General features: G+C 61.5%; 17 protein-coding genes. 2 read left to right on the top strand and 15 right to left on the bottom strand.

Going from position 1 to position 18,303, the window contains the following annotated elements; all coding sequences use genetic code 11:
* Nucleotides 1-86: 86 nt before the first annotated feature.
* The 3 genes from ASC80_RS20175 to ASC80_RS20165 all read right to left on the bottom strand — a co-directional run bounded on the left by ASC80_RS20175 (nucleotide 87) and on the right by ASC80_RS20165 (nucleotide 2,216).
* Nucleotides 87-785, bottom strand: coding sequence for an RNA polymerase sigma factor (locus ASC80_RS20175; RefSeq protein WP_056301336.1), 699 nt, complete (start codon nucleotides 783-785; stop codon nucleotides 87-89).
* Nucleotides 786-889: 104 nt separating this feature from the next.
* Nucleotides 890-1,063 (bottom strand): hypothetical protein, encoded by a 174-nt coding sequence (locus tag ASC80_RS20170; RefSeq protein ID WP_210168417.1) that lies wholly within the window; start codon nucleotides 1,061-1,063, stop codon nucleotides 890-892.
* A 262-nt stretch (nucleotides 1,064-1,325) separates the two neighbouring features.
* A complete protein-coding gene (locus tag ASC80_RS20165) occupies nucleotides 1,326-2,216 on the bottom strand; it encodes a LysR family transcriptional regulator (protein ID WP_056301333.1) in 891 nt (296 codons plus the stop codon).
* Between the two features lie 183 nt (nucleotides 2,217-2,399).
* On the opposite strand from ASC80_RS20165, the gene ASC80_RS20160 reads away from it, so the two are divergent.
* Nucleotides 2,400-2,903, top strand: a complete 504-nt coding sequence (locus tag ASC80_RS20160; RefSeq protein ID WP_056301332.1) for a universal stress protein — start codon at nucleotides 2,400-2,402, stop codon at nucleotides 2,901-2,903.
* 126 nt (nucleotides 2,904-3,029) lie between these two features.
* Here ASC80_RS20160 and ASC80_RS24585 read toward each other — a convergent pair whose 3' ends face one another.
* The 9 genes from ASC80_RS24585 to ASC80_RS20125 form a co-directional block, all read right to left on the bottom strand.
* Entirely contained in the window at nucleotides 3,030-3,164 is a 135-nt protein-coding gene (locus ASC80_RS24585) for an MFS transporter small subunit (RefSeq protein ID WP_283805058.1), read from the bottom strand.
* Between the two features lie 6 nt (nucleotides 3,165-3,170).
* Nucleotides 3,171-3,332, bottom strand: coding sequence for a hypothetical protein (locus ASC80_RS23885; RefSeq protein WP_156464472.1), 162 nt, complete (start codon nucleotides 3,330-3,332; stop codon nucleotides 3,171-3,173).
* Between the two features lie 12 nt (nucleotides 3,333-3,344).
* Nucleotides 3,345-4,778, bottom strand: coding sequence for an L-lactate MFS transporter (locus tag ASC80_RS20155; RefSeq protein WP_502690989.1), 1,434 nt, complete (start codon nucleotides 4,776-4,778; stop codon nucleotides 3,345-3,347).
* Nucleotides 4,779-5,367: 589 nt separating this feature from the next.
* The gene (locus ASC80_RS20150) at nucleotides 5,368-7,245 is read right to left on the bottom strand and encodes a TRAP transporter permease (RefSeq protein WP_056301330.1); all 1,878 of its coding nucleotides are present in this window, start codon (nucleotides 7,243-7,245) and stop codon (nucleotides 5,368-5,370) included.
* Between the two features lie 85 nt (nucleotides 7,246-7,330).
* Nucleotides 7,331-8,281 carry a TAXI family TRAP transporter solute-binding subunit gene (locus ASC80_RS20145; RefSeq protein ID WP_056301328.1) on the bottom strand — a complete coding sequence of 317 codons (951 nt, stop codon included), beginning with the start codon at nucleotides 8,279-8,281 and terminating at the stop codon, nucleotides 7,331-7,333.
* A 212-nt stretch (nucleotides 8,282-8,493) separates the two neighbouring features.
* Complete coding sequence (locus ASC80_RS20140) at nucleotides 8,494-9,975, bottom strand: ATP-binding cassette domain-containing protein (protein ID WP_056301327.1); 1,482 nt, start codon at nucleotides 9,973-9,975, stop codon at nucleotides 8,494-8,496.
* Nucleotides 9,972-10,895 (bottom strand): branched-chain amino acid ABC transporter permease, encoded by a 924-nt coding sequence (locus ASC80_RS20135; RefSeq protein WP_056301325.1) that lies wholly within the window; start codon nucleotides 10,893-10,895, stop codon nucleotides 9,972-9,974. Before ASC80_RS20135 ends, ASC80_RS20140 begins: the two co-directional genes overlap by 4 nt.
* 2 nt (nucleotides 10,896-10,897) lie before the next feature.
* A complete protein-coding gene (locus ASC80_RS20130) occupies nucleotides 10,898-11,773 on the bottom strand; it encodes a branched-chain amino acid ABC transporter permease (RefSeq protein WP_056301323.1) in 876 nt (291 codons plus the stop codon).
* A gap of 94 nt (nucleotides 11,774-11,867) precedes the next feature.
* A complete protein-coding gene (locus tag ASC80_RS20125; RefSeq protein ID WP_244487334.1) occupies nucleotides 11,868-13,049 on the bottom strand; it encodes an ABC transporter substrate-binding protein in 1,182 nt (393 codons plus the stop codon).
* A gap of 501 nt (nucleotides 13,050-13,550) precedes the next feature.
* Here ASC80_RS20125 and ASC80_RS20120 point away from each other — a divergent pair.
* Nucleotides 13,551-14,798, top strand: coding sequence for an MFS transporter (locus ASC80_RS20120; protein WP_056301320.1), 1,248 nt, complete (start codon nucleotides 13,551-13,553; stop codon nucleotides 14,796-14,798).
* Nucleotides 14,799-14,829: 31 nt separating this feature from the next.
* Here ASC80_RS20120 and ASC80_RS20115 read toward each other — a convergent pair whose 3' ends face one another.
* The 3 genes from ASC80_RS20115 to ASC80_RS20105 all read right to left on the bottom strand — a co-directional run bounded on the left by ASC80_RS20115 (nucleotide 14,830) and on the right by ASC80_RS20105 (nucleotide 17,936).
* Nucleotides 14,830-15,621 carry an FkbM family methyltransferase gene (locus ASC80_RS20115; RefSeq protein WP_056301318.1) on the bottom strand — a complete coding sequence of 264 codons (792 nt, stop codon included), beginning with the start codon at nucleotides 15,619-15,621 and terminating at the stop codon, nucleotides 14,830-14,832.
* A 79-nt stretch (nucleotides 15,622-15,700) separates the two neighbouring features.
* Nucleotides 15,701-17,128 (bottom strand): mannose-1-phosphate guanylyltransferase/mannose-6-phosphate isomerase, encoded by a 1,428-nt coding sequence (locus ASC80_RS20110; protein ID WP_056301316.1) that lies wholly within the window; start codon nucleotides 17,126-17,128, stop codon nucleotides 15,701-15,703.
* 52 nt (nucleotides 17,129-17,180) lie between these two features.
* The gene (locus tag ASC80_RS20105) at nucleotides 17,181-17,936 is read right to left on the bottom strand and encodes a sugar transferase (protein ID WP_056301314.1); all 756 of its coding nucleotides are present in this window, start codon (nucleotides 17,934-17,936) and stop codon (nucleotides 17,181-17,183) included.
* Nucleotides 17,937-18,303: the final 367 nt, after the last annotated feature.

Below are 18,303 nucleotides of genomic sequence, written 5' to 3'. Positions count from 1 at the left end.
TCCTGTAGCCAGCGCCATACAGCGCCGAGCTTTCTGATGGATCGGTGTCGGGTTGGATGGTCGAGGTGCGAAAAGGTTTCCGGCGATCAGTCGTCGAAGCCGAGCCGCTTCATCACCGCGCCGGTCATGCGCTCGCAGCGGCGGCCGGCGAACGGAAACGCGTCCATCAGCACCGGGCCGATCTGCTTGTCGAGTTGCTCGCGCACCAGACGCCGCGCGCGGTGCAGCCGCGTCTTGACGGTTTCCGGCCGGATGCTGAGAAGCTCGGCGGTATCTTCCACGCTCATGCCCTCGATCACCCGCGTGACGAAGACAATGCGATAGACCTCGGGAAGATTGTTGGTGGCCTGCTCGACCAGATTCAAAAGTTCGCGCTGAGCCATTGTACGTTCCGGATCGTCGGATTGTGATGCGAGAGGAAACGGAATGATCTGCGCCGCGGTTTCCTGCCGCTCGAAAGTATCGATCTCAACCGTGGCGCGCCGTGACCTGAGCCGGCCGAGCGCCTCATTCATCACGATGCGCGACAGCCAGGTCGACAGGCTCGACTCGCCGCGAAAGCTGCCCAGATGGGTGAAGGCCCGCAGGTAGCCTTCCTGCACGGCATCCTCGGCCTCGCTGTCGTTGCGCAGGATACTGCGCGCGACGCGATAGAGCCGCTGGTTGTATTTCTGCATGATGGCGCGAAACGCCCCGCCCTCGCCGGCCACGGCGAGACGGACCAGTTCGGCGTCGTCCAGCCCGGCAGGAATAGCAACGGCACGCCGGCCTTGTGATTGCTCCATGACAATCTCCTCTTTGCCGGGTTGGATGGCGGCAAAGGAAAAAGGTTCCCGGCCAAAGGCGAATTGCCCGGTTATTCTAGCGGAAGTTCAGGAAAATGCGGTTTTCAGGTCGGTCTTTGCGATCTGAAGTGGTTTTCGGCGACCGCGGTGACCACCCCCAGGCCGAGAATCGTGCAGATCAGTTCCGCAGACGCCCCGAGCCCGAACGCCAGGATCGTGGCGAACACCACCACGGCGAGAATGGTCAGTATGAAACTGCGATCCATCAGCAGCCGCATGGCGACGTCTCCGGTCATCGGCGCGCCATCGCGGGGCGCGCATCCGTGTTGCGCAGGCGTCTTGTCCGCCGGCAAATCACCGGATCATCTTCCCATTTTACAAATCACAAGTATCAACCGATGAAATCGAATTAGCCGATATGACCGGATGCGCGCTTGCCGCGCCGCAGGGCCGAAATTGCCGGGCCTGCACGCCGGGCGGGACTGGCCCGCCTGCCCACACACCCGCGCTCCAACCGGTGCAGCGTCTCCGGCCTGCCTCTCACCCCAACCGGATGTTGGTGATGCCCTTGATCGATTTTCCCGACTTCTTGGAATCGGAAATTCCCCGCATCACCTGCAACGCATCGCCAAAAATATCGGCGTCGTGTTCGAGCGGATAAACCGCGTAGGCCGGAAGAGAGAATTCCGGCGCGCCGCGCACCGCCGTCAGTTCCTTCGATCTCAAATGCGGCTGCACGCTGCGCTTGGGGAAATAGCCTGCCCCGCCGTTCTGAAGAATGTGCTGCAGCCCCAGCCAGCCGACATTGGCGGTGAGCGCGGGGCCGACATAGTTCGGAAAACATGCGCTGTGCCGAGCCTGAAACTCCGGACCCCAATCGACATAGACGTAGCCGTTCTGCGGCTCGGGTTTGGCGCGCGGGTTGGTGGAGACGAGGATCAGCTTTTCCTCGAACAACTGTTCGACCTTCAGGCCCGGGCGGCTTTGCGGCGTATACATCACGCCGATATCGACGCGCCCCTCGACCAGTCCCTGCATGATGTCGGACTCGAAGCCGATCTCGGCGCGCATCGACAGATCCGGGCTATTCTTCTGCATCATCGCCAGCCACTCGAACAGGAACTCTTCCCAGAGACCGACGCGGCCGCCGATCACCAGCGTGCCGCGAAACCCTTTCGGGATTCCGATGTCATGGCGCGCCTGCTCGACCGTCCGCACCAGCGCGGTGGCATGGCGCTGAAACTGGCGGCCGGCATTGGTCAGGATGGTCCCGGCCTTGTTGCGGACGAACAGCTTGCAGCCCAACTGGTCTTCCAGCGTCAGGATGCGGGTGCTGACCGTGGACTGGCTGACGTGCAGACGGTCCGCCGCGCCGATGAAATTTCCGGCGCTCACCACCGTCAGAAACGTCCGCGCAAGTTCGGTATCCATGGCTCTTCCTCGAAAATCTAATATGTCGATATTAACCGGCAATAACATTCGTTTGTCAAAACTAAAATCGAGATTAGCCTTCAAATCAGCCATACCGGGATAGCGGCGGCCGACCCGGACGAGTGCTTCGCGACCTCTCGCCCACCACGCCGTACGGCGGACACCAACGCAGGAATCGCAAGCATGTATCGCAACATCCTCGTCGCATATGACGGATCGAGAAGCGGCGACGAGGCGCTGCGGCAGGCCGGAGATCTCGGCCGCCTGTGCCAGTCGAGCATCCACCTGGTGGCGATCGTCAATCCCGCCGAAGCGACGCTTGCGGTCGAAGGCATGACCTTCATCCCGGACATCGAACGAACGCGGATCGAGCAACTGCTCGAGGACGGCCTCGCCGAACTCCGGCGCCGCCGGCTGGTCGCAACGGCGGAGATCAAGATCGGCAGCCCGGCGGTCGAGATCGACCTGCTGGCGCGCGGCATGGGCGCGGACCTGATCGTGCTCGGTCATCGCAGCCGCAGCGCGCTGGCGCGCTGGCTGTCGGGATCAGTCGGCGCGTCGGTTCTCAATCATGCGCCGTGCAGTGTGCTGATCGCCATCGAGACGCCCGACACGCGAAGCCATCACTCCAACAATCTGGTCCGCCTGCGCCGCGAGCGCCCCCACCTCCACGCCGTGCGCGACTGAGCAGTCCTCATAAAAAACGGCCAACCCGCGAAGACGCGGATTGGCCGAGGTCTGGGGATATTCACGGCTCGGCCGAAACCGAACCTGGTAAACGCCCGTGGTCAGTCGATCACGGGCGAATTTTAATCACTGGAACAGTTTCATTGCATTGAGCAGCGTCTGGATGACGCCGGCGAGCAGCGGGATTCCCGCAACGCTCCAGGCAAGGATCAGTCTCAGGGTGCTGGTTTCTTCGACGTTCTGCATGGTGTTGTTTTGCATGGTGCCTCATCCTCCCGGTGGATTGCCGGTTCCGGCAGTCTCCGCGGCGACCTCGATCGCCGACGGATGCCGTGGTTTGAATTCCGCGCGCAGCCGCAGGATGTGATACGTCGCCCAGATCATCAGTAGCGTCAGGATCGGCGTATCAATCTCTGCGGAGCTGCGCATCGAAGTTTGCTCTTATGACCCAGGCGCGCCTTGTGGCTGCATGCCACCGGCATCCGCCTCTTCCCGCGTCTTCATGTGATACCGCTTGTCGACGGCCTTGACGCAGAAGTTGGCGATGAAGCCGATCACGAGGAGACCCGCCATGATGTACATCGTGACGTTGTAGGCCTGCGCTTTCGGAACGCCATGGGTGACGTTATACTCACGGATGTAGTTGATGAGCACAGGTCCCGCGATGCCTGCCGCCGACCATGCGGTGAGCAGGATGCCGTGGATGGCGCCGACGTAACGCGTGCCGAACATGTCACGCAGATAGGCAGGCACGGTCGAGAAGCCGCCGCCGTACATGCTGACGATGATCAGGAAGCAGATCACGAACAGCACGACATTGCCGGTTCCGCCCGCATAAGGCACGGTCACGTAGAGGATGAAACCGAGCGTCATATAGACGAAGTAGGTGTTCTTGCGTCCGATGAAGTCCGACAGCGACGCCCAGGAGAACCGCCCGCCCATGTTGAACAAGCTCATCAGACCGACAAGACCTGCCGCGGCGATCGGGGTGATGTGGCCGGGGAACATTTCCTGGCTCATCGCCGATGCCTGACCGAGCACACCGATGCCGGCCGTGGTGTTGAGGAACAGCACGACCCAGATCAGCCAGAACTGCGGAGTCTTGATCGCGTCGTAGACGTAGACGTCGTTCTTGGTGATCAGCTTCGACGCCGTCGTCGCCGGAACATAACCTTCCGGCTTCCAACCCGGTGCCGGAACGCGCACGATCAGCGAACCGAACATCATGAAGCAGAAGTAGACGCAACCGAGAATGACGAAGGTGTTGAACACACCGACATCGGTCGAACTGGAGAACTTGCTCATGAGCCAGACCGACAGCGGAGATGCGATCAGCGCGCCGCCGCCGAAGCCCATGATCGCCATGCCGGTGGCCATGCCGGGACGATCCGGGAACCACTTCATCAGCGTCGAGACCGGCGAGATGTAGCCGATGCCGAGTGCGCAGCCGCCGATCACGCCGTAGCCGAGATAGATCATCCAGAGCTGGTGGAATTTCACGCCGAGGGCGGAAATCAGGAAGCCGCTGGCCCAGCAGATGCCCGCGGTGAACATTGCCTTGCGGGGGCCGCCTTCTTCAACCCAACGGCCGAACACCGCCGACGACAGGCCGAGGAACAGCATCGCGATGGAGAAAATCCATCCGAGTTCGGTGAGCTTCCAGTCGCCCGGCCCCGACTGCGAGATACCGAGCAATTTCGTCATCGGCAGATTGAATACGCTGAAGGCGTAGGCCTGACCGATACAAAGATGGACGCAGAGTGCCGCTGGCGGCACCATCCATCGGCTATATCCGGGCCGCGCGATGGTGCGCGTCCGGTCGAGAAACGGTAGCCACGACGTGGCGTAGGTCTCTGGTTCCTGTACAACTGCCACTATAGTTTCCTCCCTGCGGGACTTTGCCCGTGTTCTGCAGTTATCTGCTTGATGGACACGCCAACCGGTCGCCTGCTGCCCTTGTCCCGAGACTGAAGCAAACACTCCGGCTCTGCCTGTGATCGGTGAAGACCTCCAGGACGCAGGCAACCGCTACGGACAGCATGAATCAGCCGTTCGTTTCAGCAGCACTGCGAAAAGAAGAATCGTCCGTTACCGAATCTGGCGCCCCGCCAATCACACACCGGACAGGCTACGCGTGGCATTGATTTACACAAACGAATAATAATCCGCATTATCATCGATGAATTAGATATTGCAGACAACGCATGAACGCGGGAAATGCCCGCGTGACGTCACGCGTTGCTCGGCGCGAAAAGCGGTTTGATCGCTATTTTAAAGGGAGATTTCGAATCGGCGCGAGAATTGCGGACGCGCGACATATATCGAAATCATAGAATTAAAATTTCGAATTTGCCGAAGCGTTAATTCTGGAAATCAAGATCATATTTGATGTTTGCGATGCTGTTTGTCCGCGCGCAAAGACCATCCTTGTCCGCGTGCGGACAAGGATGGTCGCTGCTTCGTGCTATTGGCCGGGGGCAACCTTGGGTGAAGGCGCCAGGGCAGATTTGCGCGACGCGAACTGAATCGCCGCGACAAATATCGCAAGGCCGGCGCCGATAAAGTCCGTGGCGACGCCAGGGTCGATCAGCAACAGACCCGCGGCGACCAGCACCACGCTCTGCCACAGCTTGGAATGGGTGATAAAATACCCATGCAGGCCGGCCGCGAAGATCAGGACGCCCGCCGCAGCCGTCGTCGAACTCCAGATGATGGTCGTCCAGTCGCCGATCATCAGCAGCGCAGGCTCGTAGACGAACATGAACGGCACGATGAAGCTGGTGGCGGCGATGCGAACCGCAGCCAGGCCCGTGGCCCAGATGTCCGACTTGGCGATTCCCGCCGCCGCGAACACCGCCAGCGCGACCGGCGGCGTGATCGCCGACAGCACCGCGAAGTAGAACGCGAACATATGCGCTGCGGGGACGATGACGCCGAACTTGACGATCGCCGGCACCAGCAACGCGGTCATGATGATGTAGGCCGGCGTCGTCGGCATACCCATGCCGAGGATAATGCCCGCGATCATCGTGAAGATCAGCGCCAGCACGAGATAGTTCTGCGACAGGTGAACGACGAACTGCGTAAACACGATACCGAGGCCGGAGAGCGTCACCACCGCGACCACGATGCCGGCGGCGGCGCAGGCCGCAGCCACGCCGAGCGCGTTCCTGGCGCCGTCGACGCACGCAAGCAGCAGATTCTCAAACGTCACATAATGACGGGTCGATTTGCGCATTGCCGCGACCGGGAAGCAGGCGATGGTGCCGGCAAGAGCCGCCATCGGCGCGCTATAGCCCGAATACATCACGAACAGAATTGCTGCCACCGGCAGGAACAGGTGGCCCTGCTCGCGGATGACTGTGCCGAGCTTCGGCAGTTCGCTGCGAGGGACGCCGAGAAGACCGCGGCGCTTGGCCTCGAAATGCACCGCTGAGAAAACAGCAATGTAATAGAGGATCGAAGGGATCAAGGCCCACAGGATGACCTGACCGTAGGATACGCCAAGGAACTCCGCCATGACGAACGCGGCGGCGCCCATGATCGGCGGCATGATCTGACCGCCGGTGGACGCCACGGCTTCGACGCCGGCGGCGAAATGCGGCGGAAAACCGGACCGCTTCATCAGCGGGATGGTGATGGGACCGTCGACCATCACGTTGGCCACCGCGCTGCCCGAAATGGTGCCGAACAGCGCGGACGACACGCAGGACACCTTGCCGGGACCGCCGGCCGTGCCGCCGGTCAGGCTCATGGCGAAATCCATAAACAACTGGCCGGTGCCGGTGCGCTCCATGAACGCGCCGAACAGCACGAAGATCAGCACGTACGACGCCGACACCGACAGCGGAATGCCGAAGATACCCTCGACCGTCATGTAGAGCTGGTCGAGCATCTGGGTCGGCGCGAGCCTGGCGATGAACAGCCCGTATGCGAGGAACACGATCGCGGTGATGGGCAGCGCGAGGCCGATGACGCGGCGCGTCGCCTCCAGCACCATGACGGTCAGCATCGTGCCCATCACGATGTCCATCGTGGTCAGTTCGTCGACGTAGAAGATGCGGTTGATGATGTAGTCGTAGTTGAAGAAGAGATAGAGGATCGGCGCCACGCCCATGACGAGCAGCACCCAATCCATGACGCTCGGCAGACCCTCAACCTTCCCCGACCAGCGATGCAGGAAGAAAATCAGGACCATCACGAACATGAGGTGAGTACCGCGGAAGAAGAAGGCTTCCGGGGTTCCGAACGCAATCGCCCATACGTGGTAGATGACCATCGCAACAGATACGACGATGATGGCGAGCTTCATAAAGCCGCCGTAGCTGAAGTCCATCTTCATGGCTATGGGTGTCCGCTCTTCAAGGATAGCAACAATGGATAAAGCGAGACGGCGGAAGGCTTAAGCCTTCCGCCGTCGTGCGCCGTCAGTGCGATTGCACGGTGATACCGGCTTCCTTGTAGAATTTAGCGGCGCCCGGATGGAACGGGATGCCGATGTCCACGGCCATGCCCTTCGGATCGAGCGTTTCCATCGCCTTGGCGACGGCCGCCATGTCCTTGACGTGGGCCGCGAGAGTCTTGGTCATGGTGTAGACCTGGTCCGCGGGCAGCTTGCACGACACGACGAGATGGGTCGCATAGGCGATCACCTTCACATCCTTGTCCTGCTTCGGATAGGTGTTCTTCGGAATGGTGCCGAGCGTATAACCCGGGTTCAGCTTCTTCATCTTGTCGAAGCTGTCGGACTGGTCGATCATCGTGATGTCACGTGCGGCCGCGAGATCCATGATCGAGCCGGCCGGAATCTGCGTGCCGAGCGCGAAGACGTTGGCGTGACCGTCCTTCATCTGGTTCACGGAGTCGGTGTAGCCGACGAAGCTGATCTTGACATCGCTGTACTTGATGCCGTTGACCTCGAGCAATTGCCGCGTGATCAACTCACCGGTGTTGCCCTTCTGCTGGGTAGTGACGGCCTTGCCCTTCAGATCGGCAATCTTGTGAATGCCGGCGTCGGCATTGGCGACCATCTGATAGTACTGGGGATAGAGCGTCGCGAGGTTGCAGACGTTGGTCACCTTCTTCGGATACGGCGCGTTGCCCGCGAGGCCATCGACGGTCGAAATCGAGTTGCCGAAACCGACATCGGCCTTGCCTTCATCGACGCCGCGCACGTTGGCGATGCCGGCGCCCGGAACTGCCTGAACGTTGAGGCCGGGGATCGCCTTTTCCCACATGTCCTTGAGCTGTCCGCCAAGCGGAATCCACGAGCCGCCCTGCGGGCCGGTCATCATCCTCATGTCGGCCGCACCGGCGGGAACCGAGATCGCGAGCCCGAATCCGCAAACGAGTCCGAACAGTTTTATCTTGGTGTTCATTATTTTCTTCTCCCTGGAAAGCGCCGTTTATCGGCATCATTCAGCCGGAAGGTTTCCGGCAGTTCTTGAATTGGGCCAGATGCTAGGCGGTTTCGCCGAGGGCTGAAACCCCTCACGCGATACCATTCCCAAGTATCGGCCAGATCAGTCTATCCCCTTCATATATTTACGGTACTGCAAATCGCCCCTCGGTTCAGCGTCGCGCTGTCGCACTAAAGATATCCCGCGCCTGCTTCCTGCGCGAACCGCGCCGGGTCGCCCTCCCAGACGATCCGGGCATGTTCAAGCACGTAGACCCGATCGGCATGCGGCAGTGCAAACGTCACGTTCTGCTCACCGAGCAGCACCGTGATCTTCGTGGTCTCCCGCAGCTTTTCCAGCGCCTTGGACAGTTGTTCGAGGATGATCGGAGCCAGGCCGAGCGTGGGCTCGTCCAGAATCAGGATCTTGGGCTGCAACATCAGGGCGCGGCCGATCGCCAGCATCTGCTGCTCGCCGCCGCTGAGCGTTTGCGCCATCTGGCCCTGACGTTCTTTCAGGATCGGGAACAGATCGAACAGCCACGCCAGCTGCTTCTGATGCGCGTCCGGATCGAGATGCTGGCCGCCGAGGTCGAGATTCTCGCGCACCGTCATTTCGCCGAACAACTCACGGGTTTCCGGACAATGGACCACGCCGCTCCGCGCGATCCGCGCCGGCGTCTCGCCACGCAGCTTGTCGCCGCCGCGAATGACTTCGCCGGTGTAAGGCAGGAAACCCGAGATGGTGTTGAACAGCGTGGTCTTGCCGGCGCCGTTGAGGCCGACCACCGACACGAACTCGCCCTCATGGACGTGGATCGAGACATCCTGCAACGCCTGCGCCTTGCCGTAATGGACGCTGACATTCTCGACCTGAAGCAGCGGCACCTTGTCGGCGAAGCTGGTTTCAGGACGCGCCGAGGTTTCGATCTTGCCGCCGAGGTAGACCCGGCGCACGGTCTCGTTCTGCATCACGTCTTCGGCGCGGCCGGTGACGATCTCCTCGCCGAGATACATCGCGAGCACCTGATCGACCAGCGCCGCGACGCTCTTGACGTTGTGATCGACCAGCATCACCGCCCGCCCCTCGTCCCTGAAACTGCGGATCAGTTCGGAGAACACCGAGACCTCGGCGAGCGTCAAGCCCGCGAACGGCTCGTCGACCAGCACGACCTTGGGATCGCGGGCGATTGCCTTGGCCAGTTCAAGCCGCCGCAGATCGGCGAAGGGAAGCGTCGGCGGCTTGCGATCGACGACGTCGCCGAGGCCGACGCGTTCGGCGATCCAGCGCGCGCGATCGACCAGCGCGCGATCGGCGAACAGCTTGAACAGGCTGTCCGGCAACAGCGCGACCATGATGTTTTCCAGAACCGTCTGCCGGTTGAGCGGACGGGAATGCTGGAACACCATGCCGAACCCGCGGCGCGCGATTTCGTGCGCCGGGCGGCCGGCAAGGTTCTCGCCATTGAGCGTCACCGTGCCCGCCGTCGGCCGTTCGATGCCCATGATCGATTTCATGGCGGTCGATTTGCCCGACCCGTTCGGTCCGATCAGCCCGAAAATCTGTCCAGCCCGCAGGTCGAAACTGAGATTCTTGACCGCCGTCAATCCGCCGTAGCGTTTGGTGAGGCCGCGAACCTGAAGAACCGGCGATGTCTCTGCTGCAGCGGTCACGTGCGTGCCTCCCGGGCCAGAAGCGTTCCAAGAAATCCGTTCGGGAAGAACAGGATCGCCAGCAGTGCAACCGCGGACACGACGAAGGTCGCCAGTTCGCCGAGCGGCCGCAGGAATTCGCCGGCCGCGATCAGGAAGATCGCACCGAGCGCGGCGCCGAGAACCGTGCGCCGTCCGCCAAGGACAGCGGCCACGATCACCTGCACGCCGACGGCGATGTCGACGACGGTGCCGACCGACGCGGTGCCGAAGTAAAACACCAGCAGCGCGCCGGACAGGCCGGAGAAGAACGCGCTGACGACGAACGCCGCGAGCTTGTGCTTGACGATATTGAAGCCGAGCGCACCGGCCTGCACCGGGTCCTGCCCGCTGGCCTGTAGCACGAGGCCGACCGGCGACCGCGACAATCCGAACAGGATCGCCGCGCTGATCGTCATGAACCCGAGCGCGATCCAGTAGTTGACGCCGGCATCGATGCTGATGACGTCGGGAATGGTCAGGCCGATCTCGCCGCCGGTGAGATCGGCGAACACCACCACGAAATTCTGCAGCATCAGCACTGCGACCAGCGTCGTCAGGCCGAAGTACGGACCGCGTACCCGCAACGCCGGCAGCGCCAGAACGAACCCCGCGATCACCGCCGCTGCGGCGCCGATGACGATGCAGAAGTAAGGCGAGACGCCGTAGAGGTTGTTGATGATGCCGGCGGTATAGGCCCCGACGCCGATCAGGAAGGTCGGGCCGAAATTGACCTCACCGGCGAAGCCGAACAGCAGGTCCCACGACATCGCGAACACGCCGAAGTAGTAGGCGACGGTCAGCAGGCCGAGGATGTAGCCGGAGACATAAAGCGGCAGCGTGGATGCGATCACCACGACGGCGACCGCGATCCAGAAAAGTTTTGAGGTGAACAGGCGCATGTTCATCTCCTTCCGAGCAGGCCTTGCGGCCGGATGTACATGACCGCCACCAGAAGAAGCAGCGCAGGAATGGAGCGGTAGGCCGGCGATATCATGTAGGCGGTGAAGGTCTCGAGGTATCCGACCACAAATGCGGCGATCAGCGATCCCGATACGCTGCCGAGACCGCCCAGCACCACGATCGAGAACGCGCTCGCGGTCAGGGGTCCGACACTGTAGGACGAAACGCCGAGGAACATGCCGAGCAGGACGCCGGCGATGCCGGCCAGAACACCGTAGATTACCCACACCGCGATATAGATGTTGTTGAGTTCGAGCCCGAGCAGCGTGACGCCGCGCGGGTTCATCGATGCCGCCAGCACCGCCTTGCCGGTCTTGGTCTTGTTCACCAGCAGCCACAGCAGCCCGATGACGATGCAGCACACCGCCGCCGTGAAGATCTCGTTGCGCGGCGTCCGCACCCCGAGAATCTCGACGACGCCATCGACGATCGGCAGCACCGTCTTGGCGTTGTTGGTGAAGAAGTAGGCGATCAGCTCCTGCAGCATGATCCCCCACAGGAGCGTCGCCGTCAGGACGAAAATCTCCTTCTCTTCCGTCGGGATACGGCGGGATTTCTGGATCGGCAGAACCACCACGAAGTAGGTGGCGAGCGCCGCGACGAGCGCCGTTGCCACGCCCACCATGGCGCCCGCATAGGTATTGAGATTGAGTATGCCCGACGCCGCCCACGCGGCGACCGCCGCCGACACCATGATGGCGCCGTGCGAGAGATTAAGAACACCGGAGACCCCGAAGATCAGAGTGAAGCCGGTTGCACCCAGGGCATACAGCGAACTAATGGCGAAGCCATCGATCAGGATTTGAAGAAAGAGCATTCAGGGACACCGCGGCGGCTTATGCCGTCTCGTTTGAGGAACGACCGATGCGAAAACGCTCCCGGACAGGGCCGGGAGCGTTGTTGCGCGGATTTCAGTTCGTGACCTTGATGAAGCTTGGGAACTTCAACTGCCCTTTGGCAACCTCTTTCGGCCACACACTGACCTGCTTGCCGTCCTGCCACTGCATCATCACGCCGGTGATGAGGCCCTTGCCGTACTTGATCGAGTGGGTGAACTCGTCGCTCTTGCCGTAGAACTGGACACGGCCGATGGTGCCTTCCCAATCGGTCTTTTCCAGCGCCGCGACCAGCTTGTCGGCATCCGTGGAGCCTGCCCGCTTCACGGCATCGGCGATGTAGTAGACTTCGTCATACGCCGTGTAGCCGGCATAGGACGGATAGTTGCCGAATTTCTTCTTGAAGCCTTCGGCGAACGGCAGCGACTTGGGCGTCACCGCCACGTCCGGGCCGGACACGCCCTGATAGAGTACGCCGTCGGACGCGTTGTTGGTGTCCTTGCCGAAGGTGCTGTTGGTGGCCTGCGACGAGATTCCGAACATCGGAATCGGCACCTGCTGGTTCTTCCACTGCACCGTCGGCTGCGTACCGACATGGGAAATGCCGGTGATGATCACGTCGGGCTTGGAGCTTTCGATCTTGTTGAAGATCGGCGTGAAGTCCGTGGTGTCCGGCGAGAAGCGGATGTGATCGAGCACCTTCAGCCCGATTTTCGGCAGGCATTCCTGGTAACTGACATCGAGCGGCTTGGTCCACGCCGCGTCCTCGCTCATGATGACCGCGGTCTTCATCTTCTTGCCTTCGACCAGCAGTTCCTTGGCGGCATCGCACACCGACAGCGCCAGAGCGGCCGACGTCAGATAGCCATGGAAGGTATACTTGTTCTTCTCATAGTCCTTGTGGACCGCCTTGCTGATCTCGTTCGACGCAGCACCGGGTGTGACGAACGGGGTTTTCAGGCGCGAGGCCCACGGCTCCAGCGCCAGCACCACTTCGCTGATGTAGCTGGCGATCACCGCGTTGACCTTGTCCTCGTTGACCGCGCGCTGGAAGGCACGAACCGAATCCGCCGAGGAGCTGTGGTTGTCGTAGGTGACGATTTCGATCTTGCGCCCGTCGACGCCGCCCTTCGCATTGATTTCCTCGGCCGCCATCTGGGCAGCCTGGGGAATCGATGCACCGGCGATCGCCTGAGCTTCGGCGATGACACCGATCTTGATGGGATCGGCGGCAAGCGCCTGCCCTGCCGCAGCCATTGAAAAACCAATGGCAGTCGCGCCGAGTAACGCCCTCAATGTGTATGATGCTTGTTTTGGCATGATTGTCCTCCCAGGTTTTATTTTTTAAAGCCTTGTGGTCGGCTTATGGCGAGGATTGTAACCCGACTTGCAAACTCGGCAAGAGAAACCGCGACGCTTTGTGCGCGATCGATAGCTAAATAAAGTGCAGACGAAAATCTTGCCCGATACGACTGCATCGCTCCACGATGTATTGTTTGAAACTGATCGCTATACGAGGCCAGCATCGGCCTAACCTTTCGGGGATGTAATGTGGCGGTGCAACAAGCCGGCCGCCCGCGGCCCGCGATCGCGCGAGACCGGTGCCAGCCATCCCGGAATATCGGTGACATTATATATGCCGGTATGCGGGCCTTCCGGGCCGGCACCGCATCCCCGGTTGTGCGCATGGCGCGTGAAGCATAGGCACATTCCCAAACTGCTACTGCTCATCGGCCATGGATTAGGCTCCATGAGTGTATGGAACAGGAAAGTGCAATCGACAGCGGGGTGAGACCCTCGCCCGATCCGGCGCGGACGGCAATCGCCGTCCTGACAATGTGTTTCGGGCTTTCGGTCCTCGGGCGCGGGCTGGGGGAAAGCTTCACAGTCTTCCTGCTGCCGATTTCGCAAACCTTCGGCTGGGACCGCGCCGAGGTCATTTCGATCTATTCGCTGGCGGCGCTCGCCGGCGGGCTCGCCTCACCCTTTATCGGCCGGCTGTTCGATCGCTCCGGACCACGAGTCGTGTTCGCCCTCGGGCTGATGCTCCTGGGCGGCGCGTTCCTTGTCGCCTCCCAGGCGCAATATTTGTGGCAGTTCCAGCTCAGCCTCGGCCTGTGCGTCGGATTCGGCATTGCCTTCATCGGCAATGTGCCGAACTCGATCCTGCTCGGCCGCTGGTTCGGGCCTCGGCTGCCGACGGCGATGGCCGTGGTCTATTCCGCGACCGGCGCCGGCGTTCTGCTGCTGTTGCCGCTATCGCAAGTCTTGATCGAGCGGTTCGGCTGGCGCGGCGCTTACCAGACCTTCGGCGGCGCGGTGCTTTTCCTGCTGATCCCCCTGATCCTGCTGCCGTGGCGTGTTCTCGCGGCCGGCTCGCCCAGTCTGGCCAAGACCGCGACGTCAGACATTATTGACGAAGGCTGGACGCTGCTACGCGCCATGCGCCATCACGCCTTCTGGGCGTTGTTCTCGACGTTCTTCTTCACCGCGGTCGGGATGTTCGCCGTTTCGGCGCAGGTCGTCGCCTATCTTGTCGATGCCGGGTTCCGCCCGATTCTCGCCGCAACCGCGTGGGGCTTCAGCGGGGTCGTACTGGTGGTGGGCATGCTGTCGGTGACCTGGCTCGACGGGCTGATCGGACGGCGGCGGTCGGTGCTGTTCAGCTATGCCGTATCCATCATCGGCATGGTGATGCTCTGGCTTTTGAAATCGTATCCGAACATCTGGCTGCTAACCGGATTCGTCATCTGTTTCGGCAGCATGATCGGCTCGCGCGGCCCGCTGATCACGGCAACGGCCATGAAGATTTTCCGCGGCGAGCGCGTCGGCACCATCTACGGCACCATCGTGATCGGCAGCGGTCTCGGGTCGGCGTTCGGCTCGTGGAGCGGCGGCCTGATCCACGACATCACCGGCAACTACGACGCCCTGATGCTGTTCGCGCTGATCAGCGTCATCATCGGAATGATTCCGTTCCTCGTCGTGCCGGCGCTGCGCGAATGAACGCCCCTCGCCTTCTCGCAGAGCGTACCGCCTAGCCGTTGAGCATCAACATGCCGTCCCGCTCAGGCGGGAAGAAGAAGAAATTGTTGATGTAGGAACGCCCGCTTTTGCGGCCGCCGTTGGGCAACAGCGAATCCGGATCCTGGAAGATTCCGGCGTCGAATTCATTCACCGGCAGCGCGTCGCCATCGTCGATGAAAAAGCCGCTATAGCCGCGCTCGCGGAAGAAGTCGAACACGGATGCCGTCGCCTGTTCGCGGTGCCGGTCCTCCGCCTCGACCAGAAAAACCGGATGACTGCGCTCGAGAAGCCCGACCGCGCCGTTGAGCACGCTCAGCTCGTGGCCCTCGACATCGATCTTCACGAAGGCGACATCCTGCTGCATCACCGCATCGAGCCGCGCGGTCGGAACGTTCGTCACCACGCAGTCCCGGGCCAGGAGATCGGCCTGCGGCTCGATCGAGGCCAGCCCATGCACCGGCCCGGCATTGCCCTGCGGCACGAGCAGGGCGGCCTCGCCGTTGCGATCGGACAGCGCGATTTCGTGAACCGCGACATTCGGCGCCGATGTCTGGCGCAGCAGCTTCGCCATCGCGTGCGACGGCTCGAAAGCATGAACGCTTTGCGACAGCCGCGCCAGTTCGCGGGTGTAAAGCCCGCAATTCGCGCCGACATCAATGGTGGTGGCGCCTTCCGGCACGATGTTCTTCAGGAATGACAACTCGACTTCCGCCGACTTCGGACGGCGCATGAAATGCCAACGCAGCCACAGCGAAGGAAACGCTTCCTTGACCAGACCTTTCGTCTGCTGGATCGCATTCATTGCGGATATCCTTCTGTGGTTGGCAAAATTGATCCGCCCGGGCCGCTTGTGCCGCCCGGCGCCGGATTCGGGATTGGCGTCAGATCCGGTGGTAGACGTCCTCGATGCGGACGATGTCGTCCTCACCGAGATAAGGGCCGGACTGCACCTCGATCAGGTTGAGCGGCACCTTCCCCGGATTCTCCAGGCGGTGCATGCAGCCGAGCGGAACGAACACGGACTCGTTCTCGCGCAGCAGGATTTCCTCATCGTCGCGAGTCACGATGGCGGTGCCGTTGACGACCACCCAATGCTCGGCGCGATGGAAATGCTTCTGCAGCGACAGCTTGGCGCCGGGATTGACGGTGATCCGCTTGACCTGGAAACGGTCGCCCGCGTGGATCGACTGATAATAGCCCCACGGGCGATGGACGCACTGGGTCTGCGTCGCCGAGCGATGGCCGTTGGCCTTGAGCTTGCTGACGACCTTGCTGACATCCTGATCGCGATCCTTGGTGGAAACAAGCACCACATCGGGTGTCGCGGTGATGATCAGGTCTTCAACGCCGATCGCCGCGACCAGCGGCCCCTCACCGCGGACATAGCAGCCGGTGGCATCTTCCATCACCACGTCGCCGATCGCGACATTGCCGTCATCGTCCTTGTCGGCCATCTTCCACAGCGCCGACCAGCTTCCGACATCGCTCCAGTCGAACGCGACCGGCAGAACGGCCGCCGAGGCGGTTTTCTCCATCACCGCATGATCGATGGAGATCGCGGGACAGTTTTTGAAAGCAGCCTCATCGAGACGCAGGAAATCGAGATCGCGCGCCGCATCCGCCAGCGCCGCCCTGCTTGCCGCGAGCACCTCGGGCGCAAGCCGCGACAACTCCTCGATGAACTGCCGCGCCGGAAGCAGGAAGATGCCGCTGTTCCACAGATGATCTTTGGCGGCGAGAAACTTTTCCGCTGTCTGCAGCGTCGGCTTTTCCGTAAAACCCGCGACCGCATGGATGCCGGACGCCGCGGGCAGCTTGTCACCGACACGGATATAGCCGAAGCCGGTGGCCGGCGATGTCGGCCGCACGCCGAACAGCACGAACTTTCCCTGCCGCGCGGCCGCCAGTCCCGCCACCATCGCGGCGCCGAATGCGGCGGCATCGCGCACCCAGTGATCCACCGGCATCACAAGTATAATGGCATCCGGATCGGCTTCGCTGGCGATCAGCGCCGCGATCGCAACCGCCGGCGCCGTGTTGCGGCCGAACGGTTCGAGCACCATGGCGGGCTGATCGACGCCGACCGCGCGCAACTGCTCGGCGATGGCGAAGCGGTGCTCGGTATTCGCGACCACGATCGGATCGCCGAACACTGCGGGATCGCCGACCCGCAGCGCCGTCTGCTGCAGCATGGTTTTTTCACCGAGCAAGGACAGAAGCTGCTTGGGATAGGTTTCCCGCGACAGCGGCCACAGCCGCGAGCCGCTGCCGCCCGACAGAAGAACAGGTGTAATACGGCCGTGAGGCATCGTTGCGTCCCCTTGCGTTCATGATTTGGAAAAGGATCAAGAAATATGAAAGTCAGACGGCGCTGCCGGACAGGAATTCACGGCGCACGGTCCGTGCGATGATCACCAGATCCATGCGCAGCGACCATTTCTCGATATAGTCGAGATCGTGATCGATCCGCTCAACCGCGCGGCTGTATTCCGCCGTGCTGCCCCTGCATCCGCTCACCTGAGCGAGCCCGGTGATGCCGGGGCGCGCGATGTGACGCTGGAAGTAGTACGGAACCAGATCTTCATAGAGCGTATTCGCGGCGAGCATTCCCGGCACATGCGGCCGCGGCCCGACCAGCGACATGTCACCCTTGATGACGTTGATGAGCTGGGGAAGTTCGTCGAGGCTGGTCTTGCGCAGAATCCGGCCGACCGGCGTGATTCGTGAATCTCCAGCCACGGTCTGCTGCACACCAGATTTGTCGCCGAGTTCCGTATTCATCGAGCGGAATTTGTAAATCCGGAACAGCTTGTTCCGATAGCCGTAGCGATACTGCCGGAAGAACACCGGGCCGCGCGATGTCGCCTTGATGGCTATCGCCGCTGCAACGAATACTGGCGTGAAGAACAACAGCGCGGCGCTCGCTGCCACAATATCGAAGACACGCTTGCCGAACGACAACGCAGGTTCGCTGCGCGCCCTGCGCACGGGATGCCGGCTGCGATAAGCGCTGCTGCCGCTGGCATATTCGACAGGGCGCACCGAAATAAACTGCCGCTCCTTCCACAGCGGAGTGACGTTATCCTGGGAAAGACGAGCTGTGATTGTAGAGGCCATCGTATACGTACTTTCTGCCTGCGCGTCGCGAGACGCCGCAACAAAATGAAACTCAACGCACCTCTCAAGCGAGATTCCCGCCTGACCTCGAAACCTGAAATCTCGCACGTGCGAGAATTCAGATCGCATCAGCGAAAGGCGAATGCTTCGGCGCTGAAGTATTCCTAAATGTTTGGAAGAAGTGGGGCGGGAAAACGGAAAGTTCGCGCACATCAGTGGCGAGGAGTGGTGAGTCTTTTGTGCGGCGCGCAAATTTTGCTGTGAGCGAAGGCGCTTATGTGGAGGCGCTGAAAATTTAAGCTGCAGTTTTCTGGACGCAGCCATGCACACAGGGCAGCGTCGAAACGTCGCCTACGACAACGTCGTC

It is taken from the genome of Afipia sp. Root123D2 (assembly GCF_001425835.1).
Classification (GTDB): Bacteria; Pseudomonadota; Alphaproteobacteria; order Rhizobiales; family Xanthobacteraceae; genus Afipia.
The sequence above is the reverse complement of the archived record's forward strand: the minus strand, read 5'-3'. Positions and strand labels throughout refer to the sequence as shown.